The sequence below is a fragment of the Pokkaliibacter sp. CJK22405 genome (assembly GCF_046614695.1).
Lineage (GTDB): Bacteria > Pseudomonadota > Gammaproteobacteria > Pseudomonadales > Balneatricaceae > Pokkaliibacter.
Map to the genome: position 1 here is coordinate 127,979 of NZ_JBKKHQ010000012.1, position 14,870 is coordinate 142,848.

Annotated in this window: 12 protein-coding genes; 9 read left to right on the forward strand and 3 right to left on the reverse strand. The window is 54.5% G+C overall.

All coding sequences use genetic code 11. The features are described 5' to 3' along the window. Window positions 1-68 precede the first annotated feature (68 nt). The gene (locus ACKC9G_RS07860; protein ID WP_411404389.1) at window positions 69-587 is read right to left on the reverse strand and encodes a hypothetical protein; all 519 of its coding nucleotides are present in this window, start codon (window positions 585-587) and stop codon (window positions 69-71) included. Between the two features lie 106 nt (window positions 588-693). Here ACKC9G_RS07860 and ACKC9G_RS07865 point away from each other — a divergent pair, with 106 nt between their 5' ends. Next, complete coding sequence (locus tag ACKC9G_RS07865) at window positions 694-996, forward strand: helix-turn-helix domain-containing protein (protein ID WP_411404390.1); 303 nt, start codon at window positions 694-696, stop codon at window positions 994-996. A 927-nt stretch (window positions 997-1,923) separates the two neighbouring features. Further along, the gene (locus ACKC9G_RS07870; protein WP_411404391.1) at window positions 1,924-4,569 is read left to right on the forward strand and encodes an AAA family ATPase; all 2,646 of its coding nucleotides are present in this window, start codon (window positions 1,924-1,926) and stop codon (window positions 4,567-4,569) included. A 335-nt stretch (window positions 4,570-4,904) separates the two neighbouring features. Here ACKC9G_RS07870 and ACKC9G_RS07875 read toward each other — a convergent pair whose 3' ends face one another. Together ACKC9G_RS07875 and ACKC9G_RS07880 are read right to left on the reverse strand one after the other, a co-directional pair. Next, complete coding sequence (locus ACKC9G_RS07875; RefSeq protein WP_411404392.1) at window positions 4,905-5,546, reverse strand: DedA family protein; 642 nt, start codon at window positions 5,544-5,546, stop codon at window positions 4,905-4,907. 163 nt (window positions 5,547-5,709) lie between these two features. Further along, window positions 5,710-6,492, reverse strand: a complete 783-nt coding sequence (locus tag ACKC9G_RS07880) for an SDR family NAD(P)-dependent oxidoreductase (RefSeq protein WP_411404393.1) — start codon at window positions 6,490-6,492, stop codon at window positions 5,710-5,712. A 393-nt stretch (window positions 6,493-6,885) separates the two neighbouring features. Here ACKC9G_RS07880 and ACKC9G_RS07885 point away from each other — a divergent pair, with 393 nt between their 5' ends. The 7 genes from ACKC9G_RS07885 to ACKC9G_RS07915 all read left to right on the forward strand — a co-directional run bounded on the left by ACKC9G_RS07885 (window position 6,886) and on the right by ACKC9G_RS07915 (window position 14,820). Beyond that, the gene (locus ACKC9G_RS07885; RefSeq protein ID WP_411404394.1) at window positions 6,886-7,896 is read left to right on the forward strand and encodes an ABC transporter permease; all 1,011 of its coding nucleotides are present in this window, start codon (window positions 6,886-6,888) and stop codon (window positions 7,894-7,896) included. A gap of 108 nt (window positions 7,897-8,004) precedes the next feature. After that, window positions 8,005-8,940 (forward strand): sugar ABC transporter substrate-binding protein, encoded by a 936-nt coding sequence (locus tag ACKC9G_RS07890; protein ID WP_411404395.1) that lies wholly within the window; start codon window positions 8,005-8,007, stop codon window positions 8,938-8,940. A 54-nt stretch (window positions 8,941-8,994) separates the two neighbouring features. Next, entirely contained in the window at window positions 8,995-10,488 is a 1,494-nt protein-coding gene (locus ACKC9G_RS07895) for a sugar ABC transporter ATP-binding protein (protein ID WP_411404396.1), read from the forward strand. 71 nt (window positions 10,489-10,559) lie between these two features. Further along, window positions 10,560-11,348 carry an SDR family oxidoreductase gene (locus ACKC9G_RS07900; RefSeq protein ID WP_411404397.1) on the forward strand — a complete coding sequence of 263 codons (789 nt, stop codon included), beginning with the start codon at window positions 10,560-10,562 and terminating at the stop codon, window positions 11,346-11,348. A 158-nt stretch (window positions 11,349-11,506) separates the two neighbouring features. After that, window positions 11,507-12,337: a transketolase gene (locus tag ACKC9G_RS07905; RefSeq protein ID WP_411404398.1), complete on the forward strand. Its 831-nt coding sequence runs from the start codon at window positions 11,507-11,509 to the stop codon at window positions 12,335-12,337. After that, entirely contained in the window at window positions 12,330-13,268 is a 939-nt protein-coding gene (locus ACKC9G_RS07910) for a transketolase family protein (RefSeq protein WP_411404399.1), read from the forward strand. The genes ACKC9G_RS07905 and ACKC9G_RS07910 overlap by 8 nt, the downstream gene beginning before the upstream one ends. Window positions 13,269-13,332: 64 nt before the next feature. After that, window positions 13,333-14,820 (forward strand): FGGY family carbohydrate kinase, encoded by a 1,488-nt coding sequence (locus ACKC9G_RS07915; RefSeq protein WP_411404400.1) that lies wholly within the window; start codon window positions 13,333-13,335, stop codon window positions 14,818-14,820. Window positions 14,821-14,870: the final 50 nt, after the last annotated feature.

Here is a 14,870-nt window from a genome sequence, read left to right on the forward strand (position 1 = left end):
TTAGAAGTGTATTGATTCACTGGTTCTTAGCCTACAGGCTGTATTGTTATCTCGAATAGTTTGGCCTGCTATCGAATATTGAATACTATCTTAGAAATCTTCTTGAGTGCATTCAATCGACCATTCAGTAGTGATTCATGCTCTTTTGATTTATCTAATAAAATCAAAATTGGAGTTCGGCTAGCAGGAAATTTTTCTAAAAAATCTTGATAGGCCTTAATCTCACTTTGGACAATTTTTAACTCCGCAGCAGTTTTGGTTTCTTCTAAAAGAATTTCTTGATTATCTTGCGGCATGACTCCTGGCGCTTCACCGAACCCTTTACTAAGGGTATCCAGCCCCAATCTTTTAGCGAGCGTGGGGGTAATACGATAAATACGCTCAGGTCTTTTACCTGATGCCTCTATAAGCTGTTGGCGCTTCAGACTATGGATATTCCTGGCTACAAAGCCTGTGGCTTGGGATTTAGTGAGAGTTGTAGTATCTAATGCTAAATCGATAAGAGCCTTTCTTCTGATAGCACTGCCATCCACTTTTCTCAGTAGGTCGCTAAACTTCGAGTTCAAGGAAATGGATGTATCCGTCATGGTTAGATCTCAGAGCGTGTTTAAAAAAACTTAGGATTGCTAAGTATACAGAAATGCGTAAAGCTTAGACAATCTAAGTTCTTCAGGCTCTTCAGATGAAAGTGATTTGTCGACTAACCCAATCCCTCTTCGGCTCAAGCTTGCTCGTAAGCGTATCGGTATCTCGCAGAAAGACCTGGGGATAAGAATCGGTATGGACGAAGGCTCAGCAAGCGGTCGCATGAACCATTATGAGAAGGGTCGCCACTTTCCTGACATAGAAACCCTCCGAAAACTTGCTGTTGAGCTCGGAGTACCTCTTAATTACTTTCTATGTGAAGATGAGCTGAGTGCTGAGCTTGCATGCCTGATCTCAAAACTTGACGATGAAGCTAAGATTGATCTGATTAAGTTGCTGAGTGATATTTAGGTATTATCTTCCAGTGCACTAGCTGAAGTTCTACAATTAAATTCGGAGTGAGATCATTATTGCTGACTAGACGCCTTATAGATTCGTGCGCTTAGTCTTAAAGATCCATAAAAATGGTATCCTAGCTGTCTAGGAGAGCTTCCTTATTGCAGAACACCGTTAACGCCATCCTGTCAAAAAGTTAGAACTCCATTTCATGAATTATCGCTGCGCTGAAGTACATCTCAAAGATTAGTTCATCGACTCGTCGGGGTGAACCACTTGAACACCAGGCAGGTTGAACACCTCTGTTAGGTACAATAACGCGAGGTTATGTTCATTTTCAATTAGGGTCGAAGTCACCTAATCATCATAGAACACGCTTAAGGGCCACAACCTCTCAACTTCTCTTCGCGAGTCACATATTGAGCCCTCAGAAAGACTGTTCGTGCCGTTGTTACACTGCTTCTATTTTCGCTTGCTACGCTTGTCAAAGCCTTGGTATGCAGATTTTTTCGCGTTTGCGAAGATCCAATGGTGGATCCGCGCCGATCTCGTAGAAAGCTGCGAATATATTGGACTTTCTAGCCATATCGTTCTGAACTGTTGAGAGTTTTGATGCTGCACTCAGCATGTCTCGTGAAGTGCTGTTCATCGCGTATACGTGAAAGACCTTCTCTCAGCAGCTTCGTAAGTTTGAGAATATGTTTGTTTGGAAAGTCTACTCACCACTGAAGCTCCGGGCATTGTTGGCGCGAAGCCCCTCATGAATTACTCAGGCACCTTCTGCCCGAGTAGCTCAGTCAAAGATATCTACCAGAGCAGAAGGGCGTGTTTGAAGGGGACGTTTGGTGGTAACAACCCCAGCAAGAAGCTTAATGTGGATACCATAGACCCGTGCTAGTAATGTTTTGACTAACGATCATGCCAGTTACAGCGGAGGTAGGGATGGCATCTGCAGAACACGACTATCAACATTTCATGCAATGGCTGCATAGAGCGGACGCTGGCGTGCCCGAAGATGTGCGCCGATTTGCACGGCTAGTGTTAGACGACTTCGAACGTGTCAGTGCCACCTCTCGCAATCGAAGTCAGAGGTCAGTGCATTTGGTCGAGCTCGCTCGTCGACTGCTCCCAACGGCTGATCCGGGGCAGCCGTTGCTCGACGCCATAGCTATGGGACAGGGGTGGAGTTGGCAGAGATTGAGCAGCCTCTCGCTAGGGCCATTCCGGGGCTTTCGTAACACCGAGGCGTTTGATCTAGCACGACGTATAGTCTTGTTCTATGGCCCCAACGGCAGCGGCAAAACCAGCCTTTGCGAGGCGCTCGAGTACGCACTCCTTGGAGCTGTAGATGAGGGAGCGCAAAAGCGCATTGATGCCGCTCAGTATCTTCGCAACATCCATGAAGGTCGGTATGTACCTCCTCAGCTAAGCGCCTTAGATGCCCAAGGCCGAGAAATTGTCGTCCAAGCGGACGCCGACGCGTATCGGTTCTGCTTTATAGAGAAGAACCGTATTGACTCCTTCTCTAGGATCGCTGCAAAACCCGCCGGTCAGAAGACGGAGTTGATCGCCGCATTGTTCGGCATGGACGACTTCAATGAGTTTGTGGGGCAATTTAACGAGTCGGTTGATGCGCAGCTCTCGCTTCTGCCTCTGCATGGCCCAGAACTAACCCGTAGGCGACAAGCAATTGCGCATGACTCTGCGCTTCTAGCTGGTGAGGCCGCCAACATGGCTGCATTCAACCAAGTAGAGCAGCAGTATGCACAGGCTTTTCAAGTCGGACTGACGTATGCCCAGCTGCAACAGGCGGTGGGCACTGCTGAAGCACCGGGCCGACTGCAAGAACTGATCACGATACTGAACCAACCAGCCCCTGCTCTGTACGGAATACGCCAGCAAGATCTTCTTGAGGCTTATCGCGTTGCAGATGACGCGCACGATCTAGTTGAACGGCTCGCCGGCCAACTTGCCCTGCAGCAAGATGACGCCGCATACCAAGATCTCTACACCTCAGTTCTTGAGCTACAAGGACTTTCTCCAAACCATTGCCCAGCATGTGAAACTGCAATTGTCGGGGCCGCACATGTTCATACAGATCCATTTGTTAAAGCCAGGCGGGGTCTGGAACAGCTACGAGAGCTGACTCAGCTCAAGCAACAGTACCAAGCAGCTGTTGATCAGCGAAGGCTAGCCTCGGATGCATTGCGTGCGTACTTCGCCAATTTTTCCCAGCGCGTGGGAGCTAGGGTTGATAGTGAGCATGAGGTTCTACGCTATCTGGCAAACCCAGGAGTCCAACCCAACGCCGCATGGTGGAGATCCGGCTATAACCCTGTCGCCGGCGGTATGCCCGTGTCGCAGCAGGCAGTCAATTATGCGGCTCAGCTAGAAGTGGCTGACGTCGAAATTCGGCGGAACCTTGAACAACGGGCACAGTTGATTGCTGAGCGAGATCGCCTCCAAGAGGCTCGCATCGCATTGGCTCAGCACTCAGCTCGACGCCAACAGGCGAGCGCAGAAATTGAAGCCGCTCGGCTGCGCGTAGACGCCTTTGAAGCGCAGAACGCAGGACTGATCGCAGCGGCTGCCGAGGAACAAGCTCGAATTTCTGCTGAGGCAAGGATTCAAGCGTCCTACAACGGGTTCTTAGGCCTGCTACGACGCTACAGATCAGAGCTACCGAGAACGTTGATGGCAGGTTTGAACAACTTGGCCATGGAGCTCTACAACGAGTTCAACGTCCGAGATACAGACGGAGACAAACTGGCGGCGCTTCACCTACCTGTCACCGGTGAAGGTCGAATCGAGTTGAGCTTTCGAAGTGCCCCTGAAGCACGAGTTGATGCACTTCAGGTACTGAGTGAAGGCCATGTCCGGTGCCTTGGGTTGGCCATACTGCTGGCAAAAGCTACGAGCATCCGAGCACCGACTGTGATCTTCGATGACGCGATTAATGCCATCGACCATGAGCATCGCCAAGGTATTCGCGAGGCTTTGTTCCAGAGTGCACGCTTTGAAAATATGCAGATCATCGTGACCTGCCACAGCAATGAGTTCATTAAGGACATCCAGAATCATGTTAATCGTGATCAGTGGGTGTCCTACACGCTCCGGCACCATACAGGGGATCACCATCCGCGTGTCCTCAGGAATGTGCCGCCGCAAGCCTATCTTGTGCACGCTAGGGCCGCTGTCGACCGCGGCGACCATCGCGGAGCGCTACAACCGTGTAGGCAGGCGCTAGAGTTGCTCGCCAACAAGACATGGCGATGGCTCGGCCAATGGGACCAAGGCGTGATAAGCGTCAAATTGGCGGGAGTAGGAGATCAACCTACACTACGAAACCTATGTGAAAGTCTCCGGGTCAAGCTGAATAGCGCCCGTGCGTTCGATCATGAAGATAAGCAACCATGGCTCGATGCAATGGAGCAGATCCTCGGGATACCTGATCAGACGTTGTTATGGCAGTACCTTAACAAGGGGACTCATGAGGAGCAGGATCGAGAGGACTTCGATGAAGAAGTGGTTGAGCAGCTGGTGATCTTGATGGAAGAAGTTAATGCTTTAAGGATGCGCCGCCGCTAAGGGCATTGAAAGTCTGGATGGCTAGAATCATAGCTTTGATTCGATAATGATTTTTTAGCATCTAATATATGAAGAACACCTTATCGGAGTAGGCTCAGAAATCCTGTAGCGGTGACTAATGTGTAAAGTTTCTAGGCTCATAAGCCGATAAAATTTACAAAAAACATTACACAAATAGAGCAGCCCCAGTATCCATGATGGATATGCTCGATTTATTGTGCATTAGGTATACATTACCCTTCTAGAGTTGACTTTAGGCTAGAGGCGAACTCGCTCAGTCGAAGATCAAAAAAGCCCCGCAATTGCGGGGCTTTTTTATTGCTCATACCAACCTGTCAGCCCTTATCCGTCTCTGCTTTGCTGCGAAAGAAATCCTTGGCATGGGTTGCTACCGGAATCAGTGAGATCACCACAATGCCAAGGGAAAACCATTCCAGATGGTCACGTACCCAGGGAATCGCGCCGAGCCAGAAGCCAGCGAGGAGCACAACGCAGCACCAGAGCAAGCCGCCCATTATGTTATAGAGAATAAACTGGCGAAAATTCATGGTCGCAAGGCCCGCCAGAAATGGGCCGATGGTGCGAACAATCGGAATAAAGCGGCCGATGATGATGGTCGCACCGCCAAAACGGTCGAACCACTCCTGCGTTTTTTTAAGGTGCTGAGGCTTTACCCAATTGCGCTTCACCAGCTGTTGGCCGATGGGAGAGCTGGCAACCCAGTAATTCACAGAGTCACCGAGTACGGCTGCAGCACTCACACAGAGAATGGCGGTGACGGGCGACATGCCGGAGGCGCCTAAAAAGGCACCGGTGGCAAACAGCAGAGAATCACCCGGCAGAAAAGGGAAGACCACCAGACCGGTTTCGCAAAAGATAATGGCGGTAATAAGCGCCAGTCCGAGCAGCCAGTTCTGCTGCAGCAGGGTCATAAGCTGATGGCTATCGGTGAGCCATCCCAGTAATCCGCTGAACAATGTCGCGCTCCCTTATTGGCGCTCTTGCGGGCGCAGTATCGGAATTTCCAGGCAATCATCCTGCGGGGCAAGTCTTAGCTCAGGCTTAAGAGCGCATGGGGCGTGTGGTCAGGACATAAAAAAACGGCGCATCAGGCGCCGTTGCAAAGGAGAGTGTGTCCGTTCAGGACATGATCAGGCCACCGTCCACATTGATGGTCTGGCCGGTAATGTAGGTGGCATCCTCGCTGGCGAGGAAGGCGACGAGCCCGGCGACATCATCACCGGTGCCTGCGCGTTTCATCGGGATGTTTTCAACCCACTCGGCCATCAGCTCACCCGGTTTGTAGTCGCCGAGCATAGAGCCCCAGACCTTGTCGTTGTAGTCCCACATCTCGGTTTTGATGATGCCCGGGCAGATAGCGTTAACGGTGATGTTATCGGTGGCGACTTCTTTCGCCAGACTCTGGGTGATGCCGACCACACCGAACTTGCTGGCGGCGTAGTGGGGCGTATAGATAAAGCCCTGACGTGCCTGTCCGGATGCCGTGTTGATAATGCGGCCGCCACGGCCGCTTTTACGCATATAGCGCAGCGCTTCCTGACAGCAGAGGAATACGCCTTTGGTATTCACATCCAGAATCAGATCCCATTCTTTCTCGGTCATGTCCTCGACTTTGGCGATGGTGATCACGCCTGCGTTCTGAATCGAGATATCCACACCGCCGAAGACTTCTTCGGCTTCCGCATACAGGCGTTTCACATCTTCCAGCTTGCTGACATCGCACACCACCGTATGCACCGGCGCACCGGCTTCCTTGAGATGAGCGGCTTGTTCATGCACGGCAGCTTCGATGGAAGCGATCACGACATTGGCTCCTTCCTTCAGGAAGCGCGCCGCAATCGCCAGACCAATGCCCTTGTTGCCGCCCGTGACGACGACGGTTTTCCCGGTGAAACGTTGCATCCTGCCTCTCCTTGTTTTTGTTGAGGTGGTAAGTGTTGAGACGATGATTCTTGAGGTCTGCTTATCTGGGATGAAGGCAGGCAAGCGCGTAATCGTCTTTTGCCTGTCTTGGTGGAGGATATCCTACGCCACTTCTGCATAAAAAATTAATATCGAATATTTATCCAAAATAGTTTTGCTGAATTTATCTCACTATTTAGGTGAGTTAAATGAGGCTTTATGCGGCTTGGCCAGAGAAATACCCGTGAAAAATCCGCAGGAGATGTACTTTTTTGTGCTCTTATCTACGACTTTTTGCTGTGGTCGGGCTGTTGACAGTTTCCGGGGCGGCTGGTTGAATAGTTAATCATGCACGAATAAATATCCAGATAATAAAAGTAAGAGGAATGGCGCATGGCTAATTCGGGTGATGTGGGCGTTATGCCAGCCACAACCATGGCAAGCTCACGGACTACTAAACTCTGTGCAATGTTCTCGATGCGCGGCGCGACAGGCCCGCTGATCGGGCTGGTTGCACTGTGCATCTTTCTGTCGGTGGCGACAGACTCCTTCTTCACGCTTCGCAACTTCCTGAACATTCTCGATCAGATCACGGTGCTTGGCATCATGGCGGTGGGCATGACCTTCGTCATCCTGATCGGCGGGATTGATCTGGCGGTGGGTTCGGTGCTCGCGCTGGCGATGATGGTGATGGGTTATCTGGCCAATTACATGGGCGTGCCATTACCACTGGCCATTGTGATTGCCCTTGGCGCTGCGGCGCTGGCGGGTCTTGCCTCCGGCGTCATGATTACCCGTTTTCGTGTGCCTGCCTTTATTGCCACGCTGGCGATGATGTCCGTTGCCCGCGGTCTGGCCAACATGATCACGGACGGTCAGCAAATCGTCGGCTTTCCTTCCTGGTTCAACATGGCGGCGATCATTCGTCACGCCGGCTTCCTGACCATGACCGTGGCGGTGATGCTGGTGGTCTTCGCGATTGGCATCGTCTATCAGCGCTACCGCGCCGGTGGCCGTGCGCTCTATGCCATAGGTGGTAACGCTGAAGTTGCCCGCCTTGCCGGTATCAACGTCAAAAGCGCCACCACCTGGGTGTACGTGATGTCCAGCCTGCTGGCCGGTCTTGCCGGTGTGGTGATGGCGGCGCGTCTGGATTCTGTACAGCCAAGCTCAGGCTTTGGTTATGAACTCGACACCATCGCGGCCGTGGTTATCGGTGGCACCAGCCTGTCAGGGGGTACTGGCGGTTTGGGCGGTACGCTGGTGGGCGTACTGATCATCGGTGTGCTGCGTAATGGTCTCAACCTGCTGGGGGTCTCACCCTTTATGCAGCAGGTCGTGATTGGACTGGTCATCGTGCTGGCCGTCGCTGCCGAGACCTACAAGAAAAAGAAACAGGCCTGATTCAGATTTCACGGCTTCGCCTGCGAAGCCAACCATTCGGGTAACGCCGGATAACCAGTGGGCAGCCGTACCGATACGGATGACCTGAACTCCAACGAGGGGATTAGCATGAAAATGATAAAAACAATGCTGGCTAGTGCTGTTGTCGCATCAACCTTGCTGGCACCGATGACCTCATCGGCCGCTGAAGTGAAAAAGATTGGTCTGGCGGTTGCTAACCTGCAAGCCAACTTCTTTAACCAGATCAAGCAGTCGGTCGAAGCCTACGCAGGCGACAAGGGCATTCAGGTGATTACTGTTGATGCCCGTGGCGACAGCGCCACCCAGGTCAGTCAGGTACAGGACCTGCTGAGCCAGAATATTGATGCATTGATCTACATCCCCGCGGGTGCCGCAGCGGCCACCGTGCCTGCTCGTCTGGCCCATGCTCAGGACGTTCCGGTCATCAACATCGATCGTAATGCTGACGGCGAACCCGGTGACACCTTTATTGCGACTGACAGCGTGGCGTCGGCTTATCAGGTGTGTAAGCACATCATCAATGAAGCCGGTAACAAGGGCACCATGCTGATGGTTCACGGTCAGAAAGGTACAACCCCTGAGCGCGACCGTACCGAAGGCTGTAATAAAGCCATCGCCGAATATCCTGATGTGAAAGTGGTGGAAGAGCAGTGGTCACAGATGTGGTCACAGGATGAAGGCTTCCAGATCACCCAGAACCTGCTGCAGGCGCACCCCGATACCGACATTATCTTCGCGCAGGCCGATGGTCTGGCACTGGGTGCCGCCCAGGCGGTGAAGGTTGCTGGTCTTGACCACCGCGTTTATATCGGTGGTTTTGATGGCGATACCGCCGCGCTGGAAGCGATTCGTGATGGCGTCTTTGATGTGACCGCCACCCAGCAGACCCAGAAGATGGGCCGTCTGGCCGTCGATATGGCCGACAAACTGGTGAAAGGTGACAAGGTTGAGCCGGTCCAGCTGCTGGATGCGACCCTGACCACCAAAGACAACGTCGACGGCTTTATCGCCAACCATCCGTAATGGATGACTGACGCTTCACGACACGACTGATAATGACAACAAGAAGGTAGTGCTATGACTTCACACGCAGACGCTCCGATCCTCTCACTCCGGCAGATCCGTAAATCCTACGGGCCGACTGAAGTGCTGCACGGTATCGATATGGAAATCTTCGCGGGTGAAGCCATCGCGCTCCTGGGTGAAAACGGCGCCGGTAAATCGACCCTGTCCGGGATCATTGCCGGTTCCAAGTCACCTTCCAGTGGCGACATGACCTGGCTGGGCGAGAACTACTCGCCCTCCACCCCTCGTGAAGCCATTGATCTTGGGGTCGGGCTGATCCATCAGGAGCTGCGCTTACTGCCGCACCTGTCGATTGCTGAAAACGTGTTCGTGGGGCGTTACCCCATGAAAAACGGGCGCGTTGACCGTGCCCGCATGGAAGCCGAGGCCAATGAACAGATTCGCCGTCTGGGTCTGACCATTCCGGCCAGCCGCAAGGTGGAAGGGCTGTCCACTGCCAACCAGCAGCTGATCGAGATCGCCAAGGCGCTAACGCTGAAAGCCAAGCTGCTGATTCTCGATGAGCCGACCGCCGCCCTCGGTGGTGCGGAAACCGAGTTGCTGTTCAAGCAGATTCACAAGCTTAAAAGTGAAGGGGTGGGCATCATTTATATCTCCCACCGCCTCGAGGAAATCCGCCAGATCGCAGACCGCATTGTGGTGATGCGCGATGGCTCAAAAGTCCGTGAGTTTCCTTCGGCAGATCTGCCGGTGCGTACCATTGTTGAAAGTATGGTGGGTCGCAGCCTTGAGCAGATGTTCCCGCCGGTGCCGACACCCAAAGAGAGCGTGGTGCTGGAAGTCAAAGGGCTGACCTCTGCAGAGGGCCGCTTTAACGATGTGAACTTCAGTGTCCGTGAAGGTGAGATCTTCGGTATTGCGGGCCTTGTCGGTTCCGGTCGTACCGAGCTGGTGCGCGCCATCACCGGTGCGGACCCCATCGCTTGCGGTCAGGTGCTGATGCACGGCGAGGAAATCACCCCGAAAGAACCTGCCGAGGCCATTCAGCGCGGCATCGTCCTGGTGCCGGAAGATCGCAAACTGCAGGGGCTGGTGCTGGAGCACAGCATCGCCGACAACATCAGCTATTCCAATATCGAGTCGGTGTCCAAGTCCGGCTGGATTAACCAGAAGCGTATCCGCGAATTTGCTGACAGCAGTATTCGCAAGTTCGGCGTCAAAGGCATCGGTGAGCAAAACGCCGATGAGATGTCCGGCGGTAACCAGCAGAAGGTGGTAATCGCCAAATGGCTGGCACGTAACCCGAAAGTGGTGGTGCTGGATGAGCCGACCCGCGGCATTGACGTCGGCGCGCGCTCCTCGATTTACGAAATCATTCATGGTCTGGCCGACCACGGCGTCAGCGTCATTGTGGTCAGCTCGGATCTGGAAGAAGTACTGGGGGTTTCCAACCGCATCATGGTGATGGCACACGGTCAGCAGACCGGCATTCTTGAGCAGAGTGAAGCCAATGATGTCTCGGTGATGGAGCTGGCGACTGCCTGATCGGTACCGGCGCAGACCCTGAACAGAATTACCTCAAATAACAAACGCATTAAGTACAAGTGGTGATAACGATGACTCAAGACGTGTTGAATGCCCCCGCGCTGTTTGATCTCTCCGGACGTGTGGCGCTGGTCACCGGTGCCGGTAGTGGTATCGGCCAGCGGATTGCACTGGGACTGGCGCAGTCCGGTGCAGATGTTGCCTGTCTTGACCGTCGTACCGATGGTGGCCTGCAGGATACTGTGGCGCAGATTCAGGCGTTGGGTCGCAAGGCACTGGCGTTGTCTGTGGATGTCACCTCCAAAGCCTCGATGCAGGAAGCGGTTGCGGCTACCGAAGCGGAGCTTGGCCCGCTGGAAATCGCCGTCAACGCGGCTGGTATTGCTAACGCCAATCCCTGCGAGGAGATGGAAGAAGATCAGTACCAGACCCTGATGGATATCAACATGAAGGGCGTGTTCCTGTCTTGTCAGGCTGAAGCCAACGCCATGCTGAAACACGGCAAGGGCTCCATTATCAACATCGCCTCCATGTCTGGCGTGATCGTCAACCGTGGCCTTGAGCAGGTGCACTACAACGCCTCTAAAGCCGGTGTGATTCACATGAGCAAAAGCATGGCGATGGAGTGGGTGCAGAAGGGCATTCGTGTGAACTCCATTAGCCCCGGCTATACCGCCACGCCGATGAACACCCGTCCTGAGATGGTGCACCAGACCAAAGAGTTTGAAGCCCAGACTCCCATGGGTCGTATGGCTAGCGTCAACGAAATGGTCGGTCCGGCGATCTTCCTGGCGAGCGATGCTTCCTCGTATTGCACCGGTGTCGATCTGCTGGTGGATGGCGGCTTCTGCTGCTGGTAAGCGCATAACAATCACAGACGTCAGCCGGGGCCGCTGCAAGGCGCTGGCTGACGGGCTGGGTGAGTCCCCTTGGTGGTCTCGTCCCGGTTTTCTGCAGGCATATTTTTTTCGCCACTGCGGATAAATATGCGAAATGGAATAATTATGGAGGAATGGTTATGAATCCGTTCTTGCTATCCGTTGAAGAGCTGGAAAAAAAGGCACGGGCGGTGCGTCGTCGCATCATTCACCTGAATGCCAATAGCCCGGCCGGTGGTCATACCGGCGCTGATCTTTCCCAGGTTGAACTGGTGACCGCGCTGTATTTTCGACTGCTGAACTGCAGCCCGGATCGTCTTAATGATCCTGAGCGCGACATGTATATCCAGTCCAAGGGCCATGCGGTCGGCGGTTATTACTGCGTACTGGCAGAAGCCGGTTACTTCCCGGAATCCTGGCTTGAGACTTATCAGCACAATGATTCCAAACTGCCCGGTCACCCCGTGCGTCAGAAAACGCCAGGTGTGGAGCTAAACACCGGTGCCCTGGGTCACGGCCTGCCGGTTGCGGTCGGTCTGGCGCTGGCGGCCAAGCGCGATAACAACCCGCGCAAGATTTATGCAATTACCGGTGATGGTGAGCTGGCCGAAGGCAGTAACTGGGAAGCGGCCCTCGTCGCGGCGCATTACAAGCTCGATAACCTCATCATCATCAACGACAAGAACAAGCTGCAGTTGGCAGGCCCCACGGCGGAAATCATGTCAACCGATCCGCTGGATCAGAAATGGCGTGCCTTCGGTATGGAAGTCACCGAGTGTCAGGGCAACGACATGGCCTCGGTGGTCTCAACGCTGGAAAGCCTGAAGCCGAATGGCAAACCCCATGTGGTGATCGCCAACACCGAAAAAGGCGCGGGAATTTCCTTTATTCAGGGACGTCCTGAATGGCACCACCGCGTGCCCAAGGGCGAGGAAGTCGGTCTGGCACTGGAGGAGTTGAACGATGAGTAATGCAGAGCATCTTGCCACCGTGATGGTGCAGCAGTTTATGCATGCCGTGGAAGCCGGTGTGGATCTCGTGCCTGTGGTTGCCGATTCCACCTCCACTGCCAAGATCAAACCCTTTATGGAGAAGTATCCCGGCCGCGTGGTGAATGTCGGTATCGCCGAACAGGTGATGGTCGGCACGGCGGCGGGCCTGGCCCTCGGCGGCAAAGTCGCGGTGACCTGTAATGCCGCGCCGTTCTTGATCTCTCGAGCCAATGAGCAGGTGAAGGTCGATATCTGCTACAACAACACCAACGTCAAACTCTTTGGCTTGAACGCCGGTGCCAGCTACGGCCCGCTGGCGAGCACGCACCACAGTACCGATGACATCTCTGTGATGCGCGGTTTTGGCAATATCGAAATTTACGCACCTGCCTGTCCTCTGGAGTGCCAGCAGATTATCGATTACGCCATTAATAAGGTCGGGCCAGTCTACATTCGTCTTGATGGCAAAGCCCTGCCGGTGCTGCATGATAAGAGTTATGAATTCGCTCCCGGCAAAGTCGATGTATTAAAGCAGGGGAATGATGTCGCGCTGGTGGCATTGGGTTCAGCGGTGCATGAAGCCGTGGATGCCGCCGCATCGCTGGCCGCTGAAGGTATCGACGCAGGCGTTATCAGTCTGTCGTCCATCCGTCCGCTGGACCGTGATGCCCTGGCTGAGGCCCTGAAAGGTTACCGCTGTGTGGTGACGGCTGAGGAGCACAACATCAACGGTGGCGCCGGTTCGATTGTGGCCGAAGTGCTGGCGGAATATGGCATCGGTGCACGTCTTGCCCGTTTGGGCATCAGTGATGGCGGCTATGCCATTGCCGGTGATCGTGCCTCGACCCGTGATGCACTGGGTATTGATGCCAAGGGCATCAGCGCTAAGGCCCGTCAGCTGCTGGGATAACCCGGCAGCCTGACGCAGGCGAAATACAGTTCACAAGAATAATGCTAAAAACAGGACGCTGAGCATGCCGACACCCATCATTGTCGCCATTGATGAAGGCACCACGAACGCCAAGGCCGTATGTATCGACCGCGACGGTCAGATCATCGCCAAGGGCTCTCGCCCCTTAAGCCTGACGCATCCCAGGGCGGCCTGGTCTGAACAGGACCCGCTGGTGATTATTCAGGCGGTGAAAGAGGCCATCACTGAAGCCCTTGCCGGGGTGGCGGATGCCGAGATTGCCGGTGTCGCCATCAGTAATCAGCGTGAATCCGTGCTGATCTGGGATCGCGCCACGGGTGAGCCTTTAAGCCCGGTGGTGACCTGGCAATGCCGGCGTTCCGATGCGTTCTGCCGCCGATTGGCTGCCAGCGATAATGCCCTGACCGTACAGGCGAAAACCGGTTTGCCGGTTGATCCGCTCTTTCCGGCAGCGAAGATCAAGTGGCTGCTGGATGAAATCCCGAATGCTCGCAGCAAAGCCGATGACGGCAGCCTCTGTGTCGGCACCATCGATACCTGGCTGGTCTGGCATCTCACCGGACAGCAGGCGTTCGTGACCGATTACTCCAATGCCAGTCGCACCCAGCTCTTTGATATCTATCAGGAGCAATGGGACAACGACTTGCTGGCTCTTTTTGATATTCCTGCATCGTGCCTCGCCACGGTGTGTCAGTCATCCGGGCTGCGAGGCGTCACGCGCGGCTTTGGCGCACTGCCTGATGGCGTGCCGGTGCTGTCGCAGATTGGTGATTCCCATGCTGCGCTGTACGGACAGGGGGGATTTGTCCCCGGCGTGATCAAGGCCACGTACGGTACCGGCAGCTCGCTGATGACACCGGTCACCACCGTCGAGAGCGATGACTACCGCCTGGCGCGTACGGTCGCCTGGCATGATGATGCCCTGACCTATGCCCTCGAAGGCAACATTACCCATACCGGCGCGGGCATGAGCTTTATGTCGAAGATGCTGGGCATCAACGATATGGACAAGCTGGTGGCGATGGCCGAATCCACGGAATCCAACGATGGCGTGTATTTTGTGCCGGCACTCTCGGGTCTGGGAGCGCCGTACTGGAATTCCGAAGCGCGTGGTCTGATCACCGGTCTTACCGATAATGCCACCCCGGCGATTCTCGCCCGTGCCGCGCTGGAGTCCGTGGCGTATCAGGTCGCCGATGTGTTCTATCTGATGGAAAGCCTCTCGGGCAGCAAGCTCGAAGCGCTGCTGGTCGATGGCGGCGCGACACGCTGCCGCTGGCTGATGCAATTCCAGGCCGATCTGCTGAACCGCCCGGTACTGCGTTGTAAAACGGCAGAAGTCTCGGCGCTGGGGGCAGGCTATCTGGCCGGTAAAGCTCTTGGCTGGTGGGCCACTCGGCAGGATCTGGCGGCACTGAGCCGTCAGGTGGAGGTTATTGAGCCCGGCTCACCGCGAGTGGATTTGTCCGAAAGCTACGCGGGCTGGAAGCAGGCGATTGAACGCACGCTGCTGACCCCAACTGCTGAGTAGCATCGTGGTACATCGCATAACGGCAGTCGGAAGCTGGTGAAAAACACCGG

Coding starts and splice junctions, on each gene's coding strand:
- ACKC9G_RS07860 (WP_411404389.1), bottom strand. CDS start 587: ATGACGGATACATCCATTTCCTTGAACTCGAAGTTTAGCGACCTACTG.
- ACKC9G_RS07870 (WP_411404391.1), top strand. CDS start 1,924: ATGGCATCTGCAGAACACGACTATCAACATTTCATGCAATGGCTGCAT.
- ACKC9G_RS07880 (WP_411404393.1), bottom strand. CDS start 6,492: ATGCAACGTTTCACCGGGAAAACCGTCGTCGTCACGGGCGGCAACAAG.
- ACKC9G_RS07885 (WP_411404394.1), top strand. CDS start 6,886: ATGGCTAATTCGGGTGATGTGGGCGTTATGCCAGCCACAACCATGGCA.
- ACKC9G_RS07890 (WP_411404395.1), top strand. CDS start 8,005: ATGAAAATGATAAAAACAATGCTGGCTAGTGCTGTTGTCGCATCAACC.
- ACKC9G_RS07895 (WP_411404396.1), top strand. CDS start 8,995: ATGACTTCACACGCAGACGCTCCGATCCTCTCACTCCGGCAGATCCGT.
- ACKC9G_RS07900 (WP_411404397.1), top strand. CDS start 10,560: ATGACTCAAGACGTGTTGAATGCCCCCGCGCTGTTTGATCTCTCCGGA.
- ACKC9G_RS07905 (WP_411404398.1), top strand. CDS start 11,507: ATGAATCCGTTCTTGCTATCCGTTGAAGAGCTGGAAAAAAAGGCACGG.
- ACKC9G_RS07910 (WP_411404399.1), top strand. CDS start 12,330: ATGAGTAATGCAGAGCATCTTGCCACCGTGATGGTGCAGCAGTTTATG.
- ACKC9G_RS07915 (WP_411404400.1), top strand. CDS start 13,333: ATGCCGACACCCATCATTGTCGCCATTGATGAAGGCACCACGAACGCC.